Origin of the sequence: Sulfitobacter marinus (genome assembly GCF_900116285.1) — a bacterium.
Classification (GTDB): domain Bacteria; phylum Pseudomonadota; class Alphaproteobacteria; order Rhodobacterales; family Rhodobacteraceae; genus Sulfitobacter; species Sulfitobacter marinus.
On sequence record NZ_FPAJ01000001.1, the window covers coordinates 945983 to 961782 of the forward strand.

Genomic DNA, 15800 nt, shown 5'->3' on the forward strand with positions numbered 1-15800 from the left:
AAAGTATCTAAGTTCCGTTTCGAGCCCAAGCCAACAGACGCTGCGCGTTGGACTAGTGCCTGCAAAGTTTAGACATGCGGGCTTGGTTCCTCGCCACACAAGAACGACTTCAGGCTGTTCTTGAAGAAATGGTTCCAGCCATCAAGGCAAATCTCCCAACAGTTTAGCGTCGGTGTCAATCCATCGTGGATCATCTTGATCTCGGTCTTGTCTCCAACCGTTTTGAACTCCCAGATGATCTTTGTTCCCAGCCACTCTTGATCGATCTCCTTGGGTTGGCCTTCGACTTTGTGATGCGCGTCTGTGCAAATCATCTCGATGCGGTCCGGTCTTTCGAATGAAGTGGCCTCAAACGTCCAAAACCCGTAATCGGGCGGGAAACGCGCAGTCACTTTGTCACCAACCCCGCCGAGGCCACCTTCGACAGATCGGGTCCACCACTTGTCCATCTGTTTCGAAACAGCTTGGAAACACGCCTCTTGAGGTGCAAACACTTGAATGACTTCTTCATAGTTTTTTGACGGTTCGACCACGCTAGGCTCCATTTTTCTGGGTTGATCTAGACTTACTCAATGCAATCGGTTTGAAAAGTAGGCAGTATTTTGATACTTAAGTATCAAAACGATACTAATGGAGCTTCAATTGCACGACAAATCCAGTTCGAACCTTTGTCCCGCACCACTTGTCTTCGCGATGATCGGTGGAAAATGGAAGCTGTCGATACTGCAGATACTCATCTTTGATGGGACAAAGAGGTTTGGAGAGCTTCGGAAAGCGATCCCTGAAATCACACAGACGATGCTGACAAAGCAACTACGGGACCTCGAACGCGACGGTCTCGTTGAAAGAGTGGTCTATGCCGAGGTGCCGCCAAAAGTTGAATACAGCGCCACTGAAGACGGCGTTGGGCTGATGCCCGTATTCAAGGAAATGCACACATGGTGGGAAGCACGAAAGAGTTGGTCAAAGGCACCATAAATACTGCGAAATAGCTGCGTAATATGGCTGGAAATTGAAGAAACCCTAAGGAAGACAGGCCTAGCCAAAGCAACTCTAAATGGCAGCTTCGTCCGCAAAACGGACCTAGGCGTTCCGACCCTAGAAAACGGCCCAAAACAAAACACCCTCAGCCTTCCGCCTTCTCCTCAAGCACAAGCCATTCGGCCTCTGCATCCTGCAGCTTTTCGTTCCGCTCGACCAAGGCATCTGTGGCCTTTTGGAACTTGACCGGATTGTCTGTGTACAGCGCCGGATCGCTCATGAGCTCTTCCAACTTGGCAATCTCGGCCTCCAGGCGCGAAATCTCGGCAGGAAGCGCCTCAAGCCGGTGCTTTTCGGTAAAGCTCAAACCCTTTTGCGCGGCGGCTTTCGGCTTTTCGCCCTTGGCCCCCGGCTTGGTCTTGGCCACGACACTTTGGTCGAAATCATCCTGCTGACGCTGCGCCAGATAATCGGTCCAGCCCCCTGCATAAACCGTCGCTTTGCCGTCACCTTCCATCGCGATGGTGGTCGCGGCAACACGGTCAAGGAAATCGCGGTCGTGGCTGACCAGCAGCACAGTGCCATCATAGGTCGACAGCAATTCCTGCATCAAATCAAGGGTTTCGACGTCCAAGTCGTTTGTCGGTTCATCGAGCACCAGCATATTGCTGGACCGCGCCATGATCTTGGCCAGCAGCAACCGTGCCTTTTCCCCACCCGACAAGGACCGCACAGGTGCCCGTGCCTGCCCTTCGTCGAACAGGAATTCCTTTAGGTATCCCACCACATGTTTCGGCTGGCCACGCACCAAAATCTGGTCCGCTTTACCTGAAACGCGCATCTCAGGATCACCAGTCAGGCTGTCCCACAGCGACATGTCCCCGTCCAACTGCGCGCGCGCCTGATCGAACAAGGCGATCTCAAGGTTGGTGCCCATTTTGATCGTGCCGCTGTCAGGCTGTTCCTTGCCGATCAGCATGTTCAAAAGCGTGGTTTTACCCACGCCATTCGGCCCCACCAGCGCAATCCTGTCGCCACGTTGGATGGTAATGTCAAAGGGACGCAAAATCGTTTTATCGCCAAAGGCTTTGGTAATGCCCACCGCCTCAACCACCTTGCGGCCCGACTTGGGTCCGGCCTCAAGTGCCATGGCCGCTGTGCCCTGCCGTTTGATCTGGCTGGCCCGTTCGGCGCGCAGGTCTTGCAAGGCACGTACGCGGCCTTGGTTGCGTTTGCGCCGGGCGGAAATACCCTCAACAGCCCACCGTGCCTCCGCCTTGATCTTGCGGTTCAGCTTGTGGCGTTGCATGTCCTCTTCTTCCCACATCTGGTCGCGCCATGCTTCAAACCCGCCAAAGCCGATTTCCTGCCGGCGCGTCACACCGCGGTCGATCCACAGGGTCGCACGGGTCAATTCACGCAAGAACGCCCTATCGTGCGAAATAATCACAAAAGCCGCACGTGTGGTTTTCAACTCGTCTTCCAACCAGCGGATCGCTTCGATGTCCAGATGGTTTGTCGGCTCGTCCAGCAACATCAATTCCGGCTCGGATGCCATCAACCGCGCCAAAGCCGCGCGGCGGCGTTCCCCCCCAGAGGCCGTGCTGACCGGGCGCGCCGGGTCAAACTTCAGCCCCTCGCCCGCGCGTTCAACCTTGTACATCTCGGACGGGTCCAGCCCATGGGATGCAAAATCGCCCAAGGTCTCAAACCCATTCAGATCCGGGTCCTGCTCCATATAGCCGACCGATACACCGGGGCCGACAATGACGTCGCCACTATCCGCCTCAACAATGCCAGCCATGACTTTCATCAAGGTCGACTTGCCCGAGCCATTCCGCCCGACCAAAGCCAACCGGTCGCCCGGTTGAACGACCAATGACATATCTTCGAATACGGGATCGCCGCCGAAAGTCAGCGTAATCTCGTTCACTTGTAATAAGGGTGCGCGTGCCATGGCTGCCAGCTATATCCGCGCCGCGCCCGGGTCAATGACCCCTGTTTCCAAATGGTTCTAAATCCTCGCCGAAGGCATAGAATCTATTACACCAACCCGCGCAGCAAACGCTTGCGATTCTCTGGGATCGCTTCGATCTCAAGTCCGGTGAACACATGCAGCGTGTTCATCTGCCGGTCCACCACTGCGTGATCACTGACCCAGCCCCCCATCAACAGATAGGTACGCAACAGCGGCGGCATCTGCCGCATGGTGTATTCACTGTCGACTGTGGTGGGCGCAAGATCCGCGAATCGAAACACCTCATCCGCGGCCTCGTCGGGGCACCACGCGGGAGGAGCGAGATGCCTGCGCGCCAGCACTGCAAAGGTGCCCAGAAACCCTTGAGGGTCAGTGCCCTTGAACGACGTACAGCCAAACAACAATTTGATGTCTTGGGAATCGACAAACCGGGTCAACGCGGCCCAGGCGATACGCACGATATCAGGGTCAGAGGCATCCGGATGCACGCAAAACCGCCCAAGCTCCATCATCTTGCCCTCAAATCCGGCCAGACGGTCCAGCCCGTAATACTGCGCGGCATAGCTACGTTTGATATCCGCCCCCTCGAACACCGCGATCCGAAAACAGCAGACAAGCTGCCCGTCCCTGCGGTCGCGCACCAGAATATGGTGTTGGCAGTCATCAAAGACGTCGCTGTCAAACGGGGCCTTCACCCCAAAGGCCAAAGCCCTAAGCGCCTGTGCAGATTGGATATCCTGAGACGTTTGCGCCGTCACAACATCATATCGACCCTTGCTCATGGTGATCATGTCCTCACATGCGTCCCATGGGCCAAGATATGATGCCTAGCCGCCAAGACCGGCAGGGTTAAACCGGCCGATATTGCCCAAAAGCTGGCGAATAAAGGCTTTGTCCTTGACCGAAGAACTGGTCACGCGCCGGTCCAGTGCGATGACATTGCCACGCTCCAGCCCGAACCGCTCGACGTTTTCGACGACGCCATTATCACTAAAGCGGATGGCGACAACTTCGCGTTCGATCTCCTTGGGTGCCAGAAACCCCAACGCCCTGCGGCGCGAACGTACATAGTAAAAGCTAGAAGAATCGAGCAGTCCGGATGCCGCAGGTGCGCCAGCCATCGCAGTCACCGTATCGCGCGTGTCCTGGCCAATGGTTAGTTGATCCAGGTCCTCTTGCAGCGGAACATAGCCGTGATTCTTATATTGAGGCGCACAAGCCCCAAGCATAAGACCCGCGCTGATCAGAGCGGCAGACATCAGTGTCTTTGTGAGATGGCGGTCGATACGCATTCTTGGTGCCCTCTTGCCCTTGGGGATCATGGCTTTTATCTCGCATACACCAAGCATGCCCTATGGTTCAAGAAACGAAAGCAACACATCATGTCTCGCACGCCCCCCACATCGACTGCATTGCGCGTTGCAGATCTGCCGCAGAACGCTGACACCCCTTTTTCCTTGCGTCCTGACGCAGACACCCTGCGACAGATCGCCGAAGAACTGGGGCTAAGCGCCGTGCGTAAATTATCCTTCGAAGGGAAATTAGCCGCCTCGGGCAAAACAGATTGGCAGCTTGATGCCCGCCTCGGCGCGACGGTGGTGCAACCTTGTGTCGTTACGCTTGAGCCGGTGACGACCCGCATTGATGTAAACATCACACGGTTTTTCACCAAGGATTACGAACAGCCGGATGAACCCGAGGCAGAAATGCCCGAGGACGACCGCTCTGAGCCGTTGAAAGCCTGGATCGACCCCGCCGCCGTGATGATCGAGGCCCTCGCCCTCGAGATCCCGCAATATCCCCGTGCAGACGGCGCGGAGTTGGGACAGGCCGTTTACGCCGAGCCGGGCGTTGCCCCAATGACAGACGAAGACGCGCGCCCATTTGCCGGATTGGCACAGCTGCGTGAAAAGCTGGAAGACCCCAAAGAGTAGATCGTCAGGAAAAACGCGGCAAAACGGGGTTGCATCGGCAAAGTTTCGCAGTATTTTGCGCCCTTCACCCCAATTAAGGTTGGACATCGGATAGGCTTCGGCCTAAACGCACGTCACGCCCAAACTGGGAGTTGATCTGAAACACGGTCGTCTTTGGCTATATGCCGCTGAACGACCCCGAAGGCAAAGGCACCAGACATGGCTGTCCAACAGAATAAAGTTTCCAAATCGCGTCGCAACAACCGTCGCGCACACGATTCGCTCAGCGCAGCGAACCCAAACGAATGTGCAAACTGTGGTGAACTGAAACGTCCACACCACATTTGTGCAGCTTGCGGTCACTATGATGATAACGAAATCATCGCTCAGAACGAAGAGATCGACCTAGACGAAGAAGCAGCGTAAGCTGCTTTCGTTGACCGCAGTTTACAAAAGGCTTCGCACCAGATGACGGTTTCGTCCGATCACCCGAAAGCGAACGCTCAGCGTACCCTTATTTCAGTTGATGCTATGGGGGGCGATCAGGGCCCGGCAATCGTTGTTGCCGGGTGTTCTGAGTCTGCGGCCAGAAATGCCGACATCAGTTTTGTGCTGCATGGGCCTGCGGAAACGCTGGAACCATTGGTAGCCAAGCGGCCTGAACTGGCGGGCCGTTGCATCGTACGCGATGCCTCTGGTGTTGTGACAATGGACGACAAGCCCAGCAATGTGCTGCGCAATGGCAAGGACACATCGATGTGGTCTGCCATCGAATCCGTGCGCACGGGTGAAGCATCGGTTGCCGTAAGCTGCGGCAATACTGGCGCGTTGATGGCCATTTCGATGATCCGCCTGAAAAAGATGCCCGGCGTGAACCGCCCTGCAATTGCCGTGCTCTATCCGTCGACCGGCCCGCAAGGGTTTAACGTCATGCTGGATGTTGGTGCCGACGTGCGTGCTGACGCCGATGATCTGTTGCGCTTTGCCTTGATGGGCAAATCATACGCGCGCAACGGCATGGATATTGAACGGCCGCGCATCGGGCTTTTGAACGTCGGCACAGAAGAGCACAAAGGCCGCACCGAGCTGAAAGAAGCCTTTGAGCTGATTCGCGACGCTGCCGATGAATCCGAGTATGATTTCGTCGGTTTCGTCGAAGGCAGCGATCTGTCAGGCGATGTCGCTGATGTGATTGTCACGGATGGTTTCACCGGCAATATCGCCATCAAAACCGGCGAAGGCACGGCGACATTGATCGGCAACGGATTGCGTGAAGCCTTTCAGCATTCGATCTGGTCACGCTTTACAGCGCTGCTTGCCTATGGATCACTTGGCCGCGTCAAAAAACGGTTTGATCCGCGCCGTGTGAACGGTGGCGTGTTTTTGGGGTTGAATGGCACCGTTGTAAAATCCCATGGTGCCGCTGACGCAACGGGCGTATCATCCGCCATCAAGCTCGCCGCGCGTCTGGCGGAAAGTGAATTTACCAACCGGCTTGCGGCACGCGTTGCCACCGCCCCGCCGGTGAAAGAGATCGAAGAATGACCATCCGAGCTGTTGTTATTGGTGCCGGGCATTATTTACCCAAGCGTGTCGTCGAAAACGTTGAATTCGAAGGCAAAATAGACACCGATGATGAATGGATCAGATCCCGTTCGGGCATTGAACGCCGCCATTTCGTAGGCGAAGGCGAAACCACCTCGACAATGGCCGCGGCAGCAGCAAAGATGGCCCTCAAAGAGGCTGGAAAAGCCGCCGCAGATGTAGACGCGATCATCGTTGCAACATCGACCGCCGATCTGACATTCCCCTCTGCTGCAACCATGGTGCAGGCCGAGTTGGGTATGGAAAACGGCTTTGCCTTTGACGTTCAAGCAGTATGCGCCGGCTTTATCTATGCCTTGGCCAACGCCAATGCGCTGATTCTGTCAGGTCAGGCCAAACGCGTGCTGGTCATCGGCTCCGAGACCTTCTCGAAAATAATGGATTGGACAGACCGCAGCACCAGCGTGTTGTTTGGTGACGGCGCAGGCGCGCTTCTGCTTGAAGCTCAAGAAGGCACCGGCACACCTGCTGATCGCGGCATCCTGTCCACGGATCTAAATTCCGATGGGCGCTACCGCGACCTGCTTTACGTCGATGGCGGCATCAGCACGGGCACCTCAGGCTACTTGCGGATGCAAGGAAATCAAGTCTTTCGCCATGCGGTTGAAAAGCTCGCCGCGACGGCAACAGCCGCGATGGAACGCGCCAATGTGACCTCGGAAGATATCGATTGGGTCGTGCCCCATCAGGCAAATATCCGTATTATTCAAGGCACTGCAAAGAAACTGAACCTGTCGATGGATCAGGTTGTCGTGACGGTGCAAGATCACGGCAACACCTCGGCCGCCTCCATTCCGCTGGCGTTATCTGTCGGTAAACAACGCGGCCAAATCAAGCAAGGCGACCTGATTGTGACCGAAGCAATCGGCGGCGGACTGGCATGGGGCGCGGTCGTTCTGCGCTGGTAAACGCGCTTTTCGCCGCGCAAACAGGGCCTTACGACCCATAGTTGTTGACAGGTGAAAAATTCCCTGCCTATGCTGAAAAAAAATTAGGGGTATATAATGGCCGATAAAACGTTAACCCGCATGGATCTAAGCGAAGCTGTCTTTCGCGAAGTGGGATTGTCCCGCAATGAAAGCGCCCAACTGGTAGAGTCTGTTCTTGAGCACATGTCTGACGCCTTGGTGCAAGGTGAGCAGGTCAAAATCTCTTCCTTCGGAACGTTTTCCGTGCGCGATAAATCGGCGCGGGTCGGTCGTAATCCAAAAACAGGCGAGGAAGTTCCGATTAACCCCCGCCGCGTTCTGACATTCCGCCCCTCCCATTTGATGAAGGACAGGGTCGCAAACGGGAACAAGCGTTGATCTGATGCCCAAGTCTCCGGACGCATTCCGTACCATCTCAGAAGTCGCTGATTGGCTGGGCATCCAAGCCCATGTTTTGCGGTTCTGGGAAAGCAAATTCACCCAAATCAAACCGATAAAACGCGCCGGTGGCCGGCGTTACTATCGCCCCGCCGACATGCTGCTGCTTGGCGGCATAAAACGCATGCTGCACGAGGATGGCCTGACGATCAAAGGCGTCCAGAAAGTGTTGCGCGAAGAAGGTATGAACTATGTTTCTGCCTTGTCTGCGCCGCTCGACGAGCTTGGCCATGACGACGTGAGCCAAGGTACGGGCGATACTGTTGACATGGCCGCACCATCCCCTGAGCCCGTCAAACCCGAAAGCGTCGTGCTTCCCTTTGAAACCGCGCGCCCGGCAGACCCTGCACCTGAGGTAACCGCAAAAGAAACACCGACCGATCAGGACGCCGCTGCTAAGAACGCCCCGCCCGTAACGGAGGCATCCGCGGAACCTGTGGCAGAGCCAACGCCATCAGGGCCCGAGACACCAGCGGTCTCTGCCCCCGCAAGCACGTCAGCCTCTCTCAACGATGACGTTAAGAGCGCCTCGCAACCCATTGAAGAAAAACAGATAAAATCACCAGAAACGTCTTCACCAAGGCTCGACGCCGCGCCCGACATACCGCCGCAGGCCCCCGCAGAAACACCTGAAACAGCGTCACCTGAACCTGCGCAATCGGCCGCCGCCCCCCGCCAAGAGGCTGCAGACGCCCAAACGGCGGAGAACAATACTCCCCCTGCCAAAGCCAGCCCACCTTCCACCGCAACGCCACCGACACAGGCAGCACAGCCTCGTGTGGTCGATGTCACCTTGCCGTCGGAAACCGACATCCCCGCCAGCGCGGCATTGCTGTCCTCGGCCCTTGGCATCCGCAAGATCAGCCCCGCCGCCGCAACCGACATCGCACCGGTCTTGGCCCGGCTTGTCGCACTGCGCGATTCCATGGCTGCTGGGGTCTCAGACCACAGTCCAACGACAAAAGACTGACACCCCATGCGCTTTGCGGCAATTCCCCCTTGCGCACCCGCAATTATCAGGTATTTACCGCCTCATGTCGGGCTATGGCGCAGCCTGGTAGCGCGTCCGTCTGGGGGACGGAAGGTCGCAGGTTCGAGTCCTGCTAGCCCGACCAACCGACATAAAACAAACGCCCGCGCCTGTAACGGTGCGGGTGTTTGCATTTGAAAGGTCCTGCTATGGGCGGTGTTATCCCAAACCAGAAAATCAGCGAAATGATCAGCGCAGGACAGATAACCGGTACGCTATCGATTGACCCCGCCCAAATTCAACCCGCCAGCCTTGATCTGCGCCTTGGCACAGTTGCCTACCGCGTGCGCGCCTCGTTTCTTGCGGGGCATGGTGCCAAAGTCGCCGACCGTCTGGCCGAGTTTGAGATGCACCGCGTTGACCTCACCGATGGGGCCGTTCTTGAAAAGGGCTGCGTTTATGTCGTCCCGCTGATGGAAGGGCTCGCCCTGCCCGACGATGTCTCTGCCGTCGCCAACGCCAAAAGCTCGACCGGACGGCTCGACCTGCTGACCCGCACCATCACAGATGGCGGCACCGAATTTGATCGCGTGAGCGCCGGCTACACCGGCCCGCTTTATGCTGAAATCTGCCCGCGCTCATTCTCGGTGCTGGTACGGCCGGGCATGCGTCTGAACCAGATCCGGTTCTCGACCGGTGATGCCACGTTGAACGACGACGCCTTGCGCGCCTTGCATAAATCCACCCCGTTGGTCGATGGCACACCGGTCATTGACGACGGTTTGGGCTTCTCTGTTGATCTGCGCCTGCCCGGCACCACCTTGGTCGGCTACCGTGCCAAGCCGCATACCGGCGTCATTGATCTGGATAAAATCGGCCACTACGCCCCCGCCGACTATTGGGAGGAAGTACATAGCAACAACGGCCAGATCATTCTGGATCCCGGCGCGTTCTACATCCTTGTCAGCCGAGAAGCCGTGACGATCCCGCCAGAATACGCCGCAGAAATGGCCCCCTACCTTGCCATGGTGGGCGAATTCCGTGTCCATTATGCGGGCTTCTTTGACCCCGGTTTTGGTCATGATAAATCAGGCGGAGCCGGATCACGCGGCGTCCTCGAGGTCCGCTGCCACGAGGCCCCCTTTGTGCTGGAACACGGCCAGGTCGTGGGCCGGCTGGTCTATGAAAAGATGGCGGAAGTCCCAACCCAGCTTTACGGGGCCGGCATTGCCTCAAACTACCAAGGTCAAGGCCTCAAACTAAGCAAACATTTCGCAGCCCCCGGCTAAGCCGCTTCTCTGGCTTAAAAATATCCCGGGGGACGCCCCTTTTGGAGCGGGGGGGGGCAGAGCCCCCTACAACACCCGACTACGACGCTTAAAAACGCCCCAAGCGTCGCATGGCTTTCAACATCTGACGTGATTGTTTGCCTTGGGCGCGGGCCGCACGGTTACGGCGCGCATCTTCCTCGGGCGATACATCAGACTGTTCGCCCGTGCTCTTTTTGCCCTTGCCGATTTTGGATGCCTGATCAAAGCCAAGGTTCACACCGCGGTTGATCAGTTGCCCCATAACCCGGCGCATAATCATGTTTACTATCTGGTTCATCTCTCGACCCCGTCGATTGCACGTGAAAATTGACTGTTGGTCCTAATATAACAGAGTCCGGGACGTTTTTCAGGCCCTCCACAGCTTTAATCTTCAAAAAGCTCGCTTTGACCTTCCACGTCTTCGTCAACATCGTCCTCTTCTCCCGCCATCAGCGGCAGCCCGCCAAAGGCCGGGCGGCTTTCCAATAGCCCGGCAGAGCGTAGCTCTTTCAGGCCAGGTAGATCGCGCGGGCTTTCCAGACCGAAATGCGCCAGGAACCCTTGGGTGACGACAAAAGTAACGGGCCGCCCCGGGGTCATCTTGCGCCTGCCAAAACGGATCCAGTCAAGCTCAAGCAGTTGATCCAATGTACCCCGAGACACAGAAACACCACGAATTTCTTCGATCTCGGCGCGAGTCGCGGGTTGGTGATAGGCGATGATGGCCAAGGTTTCGATCGCGGCCCGCGATAGCTTGCGCACCTCAACCGTCTCTTTTTGCATCAGATACCCCAGATCAGCAGCGGTGCGCATCGCATAGGCATCACCGATCTTGGCCACCTGCACGCCCCGCCCTTCATAGCGCTTACGCAGATGTACCATCGCTTCGGCTGCATCGCAGCCGTGAGGCATGCGCGTTTCAATCTCGCGCAGCGTGACGGGTTCGGCAGTGGCAAAAAGAATAGCCTCAAGCATGCGCTCCTGCTCAGCAACGGGTGGGGCTTCAAACAGGCTTTCTTCTTGATCTTCAATGGCTTCAGTCACCACGTCCCTCTCTTTTTCGCAGTTCAATCGGGGCAAAACTGTCGGACTGCCGGATTTCCAGATGGCCCTCTTTAACCAGCTCAAGCGAGGCGGCAAAGGTCGATGCCGTGGCCGAGCGGCGCATGACCGGGTCCTCGGCCCAGCCGTCGGGCAGATAACTGGTCAGATCGCCCCAGTCCCCCGCAAATCCGATCAAGCCTCGCATCCGCTCCAAGGCTTGTTCCATCGTGAACACCTTTTCACGGTCCATCACAAAGGGCCGGAATTCATCGCGGGTGCGGATGCGCGCATAGCCTTGCATCAGATCCAGCAAGGTCGCGCTATAGGTGACGCGGCGCGTGCGTTTGACCTCGTGGGTTTGACCGCGCGCAAAAAAGTCGCGCCCCAGCTGATCGCGCGCCATCAGCCGCGCGGCTGCATCGCGCATCGCCTGCAAGCGTTCCAACTGAAACGCAAGATGGGCTGCCAGTTCCTCGCCTGTGGGGCCTTCCTCGGTCGGGTCAGGCGGCAGCAACAGCCGCGACTTCAGGAATGCCAGCCATGCGGCCATCACCAGGTAATCGGCGGCCAGTTCCAACCGCAACGCCTTGGCTTTTTCCACGAACAGCAGATATTGCCGCGCCAGCTGAAGGACCGAAATTTTGCGCAAGTCGACTTTCTGGGTGCGGCTGAGGGTCAACAACAGGTCCAACGGGCCCTCGAACCCGTCCACGTCCACGATCAATGCTTCGGCGGCCAGCCTTTCGGCGACCGTTGTCTGGTCTTCCTCAAAAAGGTTTTCAGCCATGCAATTCCTCGCCCAGAAGCGCGTCAAGCTTCGCAGTCAGGGCAGAAATGTCAATCTCATCGGGGGGCCTGCGCATAGATAGTGCACGTTCGGCACGAATTTGCGCCATATCTGTCATTTCCCCGGCCGCATCGGCCACCAGAGCACGATCCGCAAGGGATGCATTACAGTACAAGATCACGTCACAGCCCGCCGCCAGCGCATCCCGGCTGATTTGGTTGGGGCTGCCGTCAAGCGCCTTCATCGAGATGTCATCGGTCATGATCAGGTTATCAAACCCGATCTCGTCGCGGATCAGCCCCATCATCACCGGTGACAGCGTCGCAGGCCGCGGATCAATCGCATCATACACCAGATGCGCCGTCATCCCCATCGGCAGATCGTTCAACGCCTTGAACGGCGCAAAATCACAGCGCGCCAGATCACCATGCGCAGCGTCGACCAACGGCAGATCAAAGTGGCTGTCCATCGTCGCCCGCCCATGCCCCGGCATATGTTTCACCACGGGCAGCACACCGCCCGCCAGCATCCCGTCAGCGGCGGCGCGGCCCAATGCTACCACCTGCGCGACATCTGTCCCATAGCAGCGGTTGCGTAGAAATTCATGAGTGTGCGAGCCGACGACATCAACCATCGGGGCGCAATTGCTGTCGATACCCACGGCATAAAGCTCCTGCGCAATCAGGCGATACCGGATGTACATTGCTTCGGCCGCCTGCGCACCGGCGGCCTGCACGAAATCAAGCGGCGGCGTCCAGTCACGCCAGATCGGGCCGCGCAGACGCTGCACACGTCCGCCTTCCTGATCGACGGTAATCACTGCGTTATGGCCCGCCGCGTCGCGCATTTCATCGCACAGGGCGCGGACCTGATCAGGCGTATCGATATTGCGGGCAAACAGGATAAACCCAAAGGGCTTAACTGCCCGGAACAACGCCTTTTCCTGCGCTGTCAGACGTAAGCCGGTGGCATCCAGTATCGTCGCGCCAAACCGCATTAACGGGTCACGACAGGGATACAATCAGCGTTTTCCGCCACAAGGGCCGAACAAAAGCGGCGCGCATCGGCGATATCCAGGAACCCATGCGCACGCAGGCGGTAGAACGTGCGCCCGCCACTGCTGGCTTGCTGAACAATGCGGGACTTACCTTCGAGATAGGCCCCAAAGCGACCGTTCAGCTTATCCCATTGGCTTCGCGCGATCTCGGGCGTGTCAAAAGCTCCCAACTGGACCAAGCGCGTGCCCGTGGGCAGGCTGTCAGCAGCAAGTTCCTTGACCTCTCTCGCTGATGCGCTGGTGTCGAATGCCGCAGGGGTCACAACTGCACGCACAGCGGGCCGGTTTTTGGGACGCAGTGACGCTTTGACCCCCGGCTCTGCGACCATGGCAACTGCAATGGCGTTTGAGACGGCCAAATCCAGCGATGCAGGATCGATTGAAACACTCGCTTGGATCGGCTCGATCTCGGCGGTGTCCATAGGTTCCATTCCGTCGGTCAATTGCGCAACCAGATCATCGACATCGCCGCTTTTCAGGGCGGCATGCACGTCACCTGCCGCAGGATGCACCGCCGCCGCCTGTGGCACAGGTGCAACCATTGACGCCAGAATGGGCTGATCTTCGGCCTCAAGATCAAGGGGTTTGGGGGCCAAAATAACACGTTCCGCCAGTTGATCCGCCGTCCCTTCAGAGGCGACAGCATTGACCGACAGCCCCTGATTTAGGGCCAGTTGACCGCCCGGATTTTCGGGGCGCACACGCATGTCGCCTTGGGCGGCGCGGACAATGGGAATCCCGCTGACATCGCGCACGATCAGCTTATAACCCCAGACGCCGATGCCAATAACAAGCGCCGTCGACAATGCAGCACCGGCGATATTGGTTATATTCGCCAATGAGTTAGACCGCTGAGGGGCCACATCGTACATATCGGAATCTGCGTAATATCCCCCAGCTTGGGGGGAAGACGTGTAATCTGCCATCTTTGCCTCACTGCCCGCCGCTCATTAATCGGCGCGGGTCCTATACTTTGAACTTACCTGTCCGGCAGGCGTGCGTTTAACGCATCTCTTCTGCCGGGGTCACCCCAAGAATACCAAGACCTGACGCAATTACAATCGCTGCGGCCTTTGCCAGAGCGATTTTTGACTGAGACACGGCAGCATCATCCTGCAAGAAACGCAGAGACGGCACGTCATTACCGCGGTTCCAAAGCCCGTGGAAATCGCCCGCCAATTCGTAGAGATAAAAGGCAATCCGGTGCGGCTCATTGCTGCGTGCGGCTGTCTCAACCAGGCGCGGCCATTCCGCCAGCTTGCCAGCCAGTTTCAGTTCAGCCTCGTGGTCCAACAGCGACAGATCAGCGGCTTGCAAGGCCGCCATATCCGTGGCCACGCCAGCCTCATTTGCTTTGCGCAGAACCGAGTTTACCCGCGCATGGGCGTATTGCACGTAGAACACGGGGTTTTCGCGCGATTGCTCAAGCACCTTGGCAAAGTCGAAATCCAGCATCGCATCGTTTTTGCGCGTCAGCATCACAAAGCGGGTCACATCAGGGCCGACCTGATCGACCACGTCGCGCAGGGTAACAAACGTCCCTGCCCGTTTGGACATCTTGAATTCTTTGCCATCTTTGAACAGCTTAACCAGTTGGGTCAGCTTGATATCCAGCGGCACGGTGCCACCGGACAGCGCGGATACAGCCGCCTTCATCCGCTTGACGTAACCGCCATGGTCGGCCCCGAACACATCAATCAACATGTCAAAACCGCGTTGCACCTTGTCATAGTGATACGCAATATCAGGGGCAAAATACGTCCAGCCGCCGTCGGATTTCATCACCGGCCGGTCCACATCATCGCCATGCGCAGTGGATTTGAACAACGTTTGTTCGCGCGGTTCCCAATCCTCGGGCAGCTTGCCTTTTGGCGGCTCAAGCACACCTTCGTAAATCAGACCCTTGGATTTCAGATCCTCAATCGCCGCCTCGATCAAACCGGTTCCGTACAGCGACTTTTCGGAAAAGAACACGTCCATCTTAACGCCCAAAGACGCCAGATCAGCCCGGATCAGGTCCATCATCGCCTCGGTGGCAAAGCTGCGCACGTCTTCCAGCCAGACGTCTTCGTCCTTGCCGATATAGGCGTCGCCAACCTTGGCTTTCAGCGCCTCGCCGACCGCAATCAGATAGTCACCGGGATAGGTGCCATCGGGAAAGGCAACCTCTTGGCCATGGGCCTCAAGATACCGCAGATAGACCGACCGTGCGAGCACATCGACCTGCGCGCCACCATCGTTGATGTAATATTCGCGCGTGACGTCAAAGCCCGCAAAATCCAGCAAGGATGCCAAGGCATCGCCAAAAACCGCACCACGTGTATGGCCCACGTGCAGCGGACCGGTCGGGTTGGCGGACACATATTCGACGTTGACCCGTTTTCCTGTACCCAGATCACCGCGACCGAAATCAGTGCCCTCGGCCAAAATCGCGCTCACAACGCCTTGCCAGACCGACGGGGCCAGACGCAGGTTCAAGAACCCCGGCCCGGCGACCTCGGCGGATGTGATCCGCGGATCTTCGGCCAGTTTCTCCGCCAGTTTCTCGGCAATGTCACGGGGCTTCATGCCTGCCGGTTTGGCCAGCACCATCGCGGCATTGGTGGCCATATCGCCATGGGCCGCATCGCGTGGTGGTTCCACTGCAATGGCGTCAAAGCTTAGGCCAGCGGGCAAAAACCCATCAGCAACAAGCGCATCAAGCGTGGACAGCACATGGGTGCGGATATCGGCAAATAGGTTCATTGGGGCATTCCTTCGGCTTGGCCCTGTGTATCACCTGAAAAAC

The 15800-nt window shown here is 57.5% G+C and carries 18 protein-coding genes and 1 tRNA gene; 9 read left to right on the forward strand and 10 right to left on the reverse strand.

The window, feature by feature from the left end:
* Positions 1-68 precede the first annotated feature (68 nt).
* On the reverse strand, positions 69-533 hold the full coding sequence (locus BM347_RS04650) for an SRPBCC family protein (protein ID WP_175498484.1): 465 nt from the start codon (positions 531-533) through the stop codon (positions 69-71).
* A 97-nt stretch (positions 534-630) separates the two neighbouring features.
* Here BM347_RS04650 and BM347_RS04655 point away from each other — a divergent pair, with 97 nt between their 5' ends.
* Positions 631-978, forward strand: coding sequence for a winged helix-turn-helix transcriptional regulator (locus tag BM347_RS04655; protein WP_093915196.1), 348 nt, complete (start codon positions 631-633; stop codon positions 976-978).
* Between the two features lie 148 nt (positions 979-1126).
* On the opposite strand, the gene BM347_RS04660 is transcribed toward BM347_RS04655, so the two are convergent.
* From BM347_RS04660 to BM347_RS04670, 3 genes are all read right to left on the reverse strand, one after another.
* Complete coding sequence (locus BM347_RS04660; protein ID WP_093915197.1) at positions 1127-2938, reverse strand: ABC-F family ATP-binding cassette domain-containing protein; 1812 nt, start codon at positions 2936-2938, stop codon at positions 1127-1129.
* Between the two features lie 86 nt (positions 2939-3024).
* Entirely contained in the window at positions 3025-3750 is a 726-nt protein-coding gene (locus BM347_RS04665) for a GNAT family N-acetyltransferase (RefSeq protein ID WP_093915198.1), read from the reverse strand.
* 36 nt (positions 3751-3786) lie between these two features.
* On the reverse strand, positions 3787-4251 hold the full coding sequence (locus BM347_RS04670; protein ID WP_093915199.1) for an outer membrane protein assembly factor BamE: 465 nt from the start codon (positions 4249-4251) through the stop codon (positions 3787-3789).
* 90 nt (positions 4252-4341) lie between these two features.
* Here BM347_RS04670 and BM347_RS04675 point away from each other — a divergent pair, with 90 nt between their 5' ends.
* The 8 genes from BM347_RS04675 (at position 4342) to BM347_RS04710 (ending at position 10103) form a co-directional block, all read left to right on the forward strand.
* Complete coding sequence (locus BM347_RS04675; protein WP_175498485.1) at positions 4342-4893, forward strand: YceD family protein; 552 nt, start codon at positions 4342-4344, stop codon at positions 4891-4893.
* A gap of 198 nt (positions 4894-5091) precedes the next feature.
* Positions 5092-5298, forward strand: coding sequence for a 50S ribosomal protein L32 (gene rpmF / locus BM347_RS04680; RefSeq protein ID WP_093915200.1), 207 nt, complete (start codon positions 5092-5094; stop codon positions 5296-5298).
* 42 nt (positions 5299-5340) lie between these two features.
* Positions 5341-6417 carry a phosphate acyltransferase PlsX gene (gene plsX / locus BM347_RS04685; protein ID WP_093915201.1) on the forward strand — a complete coding sequence of 359 codons (1077 nt, stop codon included), beginning with the start codon at positions 5341-5343 and terminating at the stop codon, positions 6415-6417.
* A complete protein-coding gene (locus BM347_RS04690) occupies positions 6414-7385 on the forward strand; it encodes a beta-ketoacyl-ACP synthase III (protein ID WP_093915202.1) in 972 nt (323 codons plus the stop codon). Before plsX ends, BM347_RS04690 begins: the two co-directional genes overlap by 4 nt.
* Before the next feature lie 96 nt (positions 7386-7481).
* A complete protein-coding gene (ihfA, locus tag BM347_RS04695) occupies positions 7482-7784 on the forward strand; it encodes an integration host factor subunit alpha (RefSeq protein WP_093915203.1) in 303 nt (100 codons plus the stop codon).
* 4 nt (positions 7785-7788) lie between these two features.
* Entirely contained in the window at positions 7789-8814 is a 1026-nt protein-coding gene (locus BM347_RS04700) for a MerR family transcriptional regulator (protein WP_093915204.1), read from the forward strand.
* 68 nt (positions 8815-8882) lie between these two features.
* Positions 8883-8959 (forward strand) — tRNA-Pro (locus tag BM347_RS04705).
* Positions 8960-9023: 64 nt separating this feature from the next.
* The gene (locus tag BM347_RS04710) at positions 9024-10103 is read left to right on the forward strand and encodes a 2'-deoxycytidine 5'-triphosphate deaminase (RefSeq protein WP_093915205.1); all 1080 of its coding nucleotides are present in this window, start codon (positions 9024-9026) and stop codon (positions 10101-10103) included.
* A gap of 88 nt (positions 10104-10191) precedes the next feature.
* Here the strand turns inward: BM347_RS04710 and BM347_RS04715 are convergent, their stop codons facing one another.
* The 6 genes from BM347_RS04715 to argS all read right to left on the reverse strand — a co-directional run bounded on the left by BM347_RS04715 (position 10192) and on the right by argS (position 15757).
* Positions 10192-10422, reverse strand: coding sequence for a hypothetical protein (locus BM347_RS04715; RefSeq protein ID WP_093915206.1), 231 nt, complete (start codon positions 10420-10422; stop codon positions 10192-10194).
* A gap of 86 nt (positions 10423-10508) precedes the next feature.
* Entirely contained in the window at positions 10509-11099 is a 591-nt protein-coding gene (gene scpB, locus BM347_RS04720) for an SMC-Scp complex subunit ScpB (protein ID WP_425442447.1), read from the reverse strand.
* Positions 11100-11160: 61 nt separating this feature from the next.
* Positions 11161-11955, reverse strand: a complete 795-nt coding sequence (locus BM347_RS04725) for a segregation and condensation protein A (RefSeq protein WP_093915207.1) — start codon at positions 11953-11955, stop codon at positions 11161-11163.
* Entirely contained in the window at positions 11948-12952 is a 1005-nt protein-coding gene (nagZ, locus tag BM347_RS04730; protein WP_093915208.1) for a beta-N-acetylhexosaminidase, read from the reverse strand. Before nagZ ends, BM347_RS04725 begins: the two co-directional genes overlap by 8 nt.
* Complete coding sequence (locus tag BM347_RS04735; protein WP_245764181.1) at positions 12952-13938, reverse strand: SPOR domain-containing protein; 987 nt, start codon at positions 13936-13938, stop codon at positions 12952-12954. The genes nagZ and BM347_RS04735 overlap by 1 nt, the downstream gene beginning before the upstream one ends.
* 76 nt (positions 13939-14014) lie before the next feature.
* On the reverse strand, positions 14015-15757 hold the full coding sequence (argS, locus tag BM347_RS04740; RefSeq protein WP_093915210.1) for an arginine--tRNA ligase: 1743 nt from the start codon (positions 15755-15757) through the stop codon (positions 14015-14017).
* Positions 15758-15800: the final 43 nt, after the last annotated feature.

What these genes read in the sequence shown, in the direction of transcription:
- BM347_RS04655 (WP_093915196.1), top strand. Translation starts at nt 631, where the DNA reads ATGGAGCTTCAATTGCACGACAAATCCAGTTCGAACCTTTGTCCCGCA.
- BM347_RS04660 (WP_093915197.1), bottom strand. Translation starts at nt 2,938, where the DNA reads ATGGCACGCGCACCCTTATTACAAGTGAACGAGATTACGCTGACTTTC.
- BM347_RS04665 (WP_093915198.1), bottom strand. Translation starts at nt 3,750, where the DNA reads ATGATCACCATGAGCAAGGGTCGATATGATGTTGTGACGGCGCAAACG.
- BM347_RS04670 (WP_093915199.1), bottom strand. Translation starts at nt 4,251, where the DNA reads ATGCGTATCGACCGCCATCTCACAAAGACACTGATGTCTGCCGCTCTG.
- BM347_RS04675 (WP_175498485.1), top strand. Translation starts at nt 4,342, where the DNA reads ATGTCTCGCACGCCCCCCACATCGACTGCATTGCGCGTTGCAGATCTG.
- rpmF (WP_093915200.1), top strand. Translation starts at nt 5,092, where the DNA reads ATGGCTGTCCAACAGAATAAAGTTTCCAAATCGCGTCGCAACAACCGT.
- plsX (WP_093915201.1), top strand. Translation starts at nt 5,341, where the DNA reads ATGACGGTTTCGTCCGATCACCCGAAAGCGAACGCTCAGCGTACCCTT.
- BM347_RS04690 (WP_093915202.1), top strand. Translation starts at nt 6,414, where the DNA reads ATGACCATCCGAGCTGTTGTTATTGGTGCCGGGCATTATTTACCCAAG.
- ihfA (WP_093915203.1), top strand. Translation starts at nt 7,482, where the DNA reads ATGGCCGATAAAACGTTAACCCGCATGGATCTAAGCGAAGCTGTCTTT.
- BM347_RS04700 (WP_093915204.1), top strand. Translation starts at nt 7,789, where the DNA reads ATGCCCAAGTCTCCGGACGCATTCCGTACCATCTCAGAAGTCGCTGAT.
- BM347_RS04710 (WP_093915205.1), top strand. Translation starts at nt 9,024, where the DNA reads ATGGGCGGTGTTATCCCAAACCAGAAAATCAGCGAAATGATCAGCGCA.
- BM347_RS04715 (WP_093915206.1), bottom strand. Translation starts at nt 10,422, where the DNA reads ATGAACCAGATAGTAAACATGATTATGCGCCGGGTTATGGGGCAACTG.
- scpB (WP_425442447.1), bottom strand. Translation starts at nt 11,099, where the DNA reads ATGCTTGAGGCTATTCTTTTTGCCACTGCCGAACCCGTCACGCTGCGC.
- BM347_RS04725 (WP_093915207.1), bottom strand. Translation starts at nt 11,955, where the DNA reads ATGGCTGAAAACCTTTTTGAGGAAGACCAGACAACGGTCGCCGAAAGG.
- nagZ (WP_093915208.1), bottom strand. Translation starts at nt 12,952, where the DNA reads ATGCGGTTTGGCGCGACGATACTGGATGCCACCGGCTTACGTCTGACA.
- BM347_RS04735 (WP_245764181.1), bottom strand. Translation starts at nt 13,938, where the DNA reads ATGGCAGATTACACGTCTTCCCCCCAAGCTGGGGGATATTACGCAGAT.
- argS (WP_093915210.1), bottom strand. Translation starts at nt 15,757, where the DNA reads ATGAACCTATTTGCCGATATCCGCACCCATGTGCTGTCCACGCTTGAT.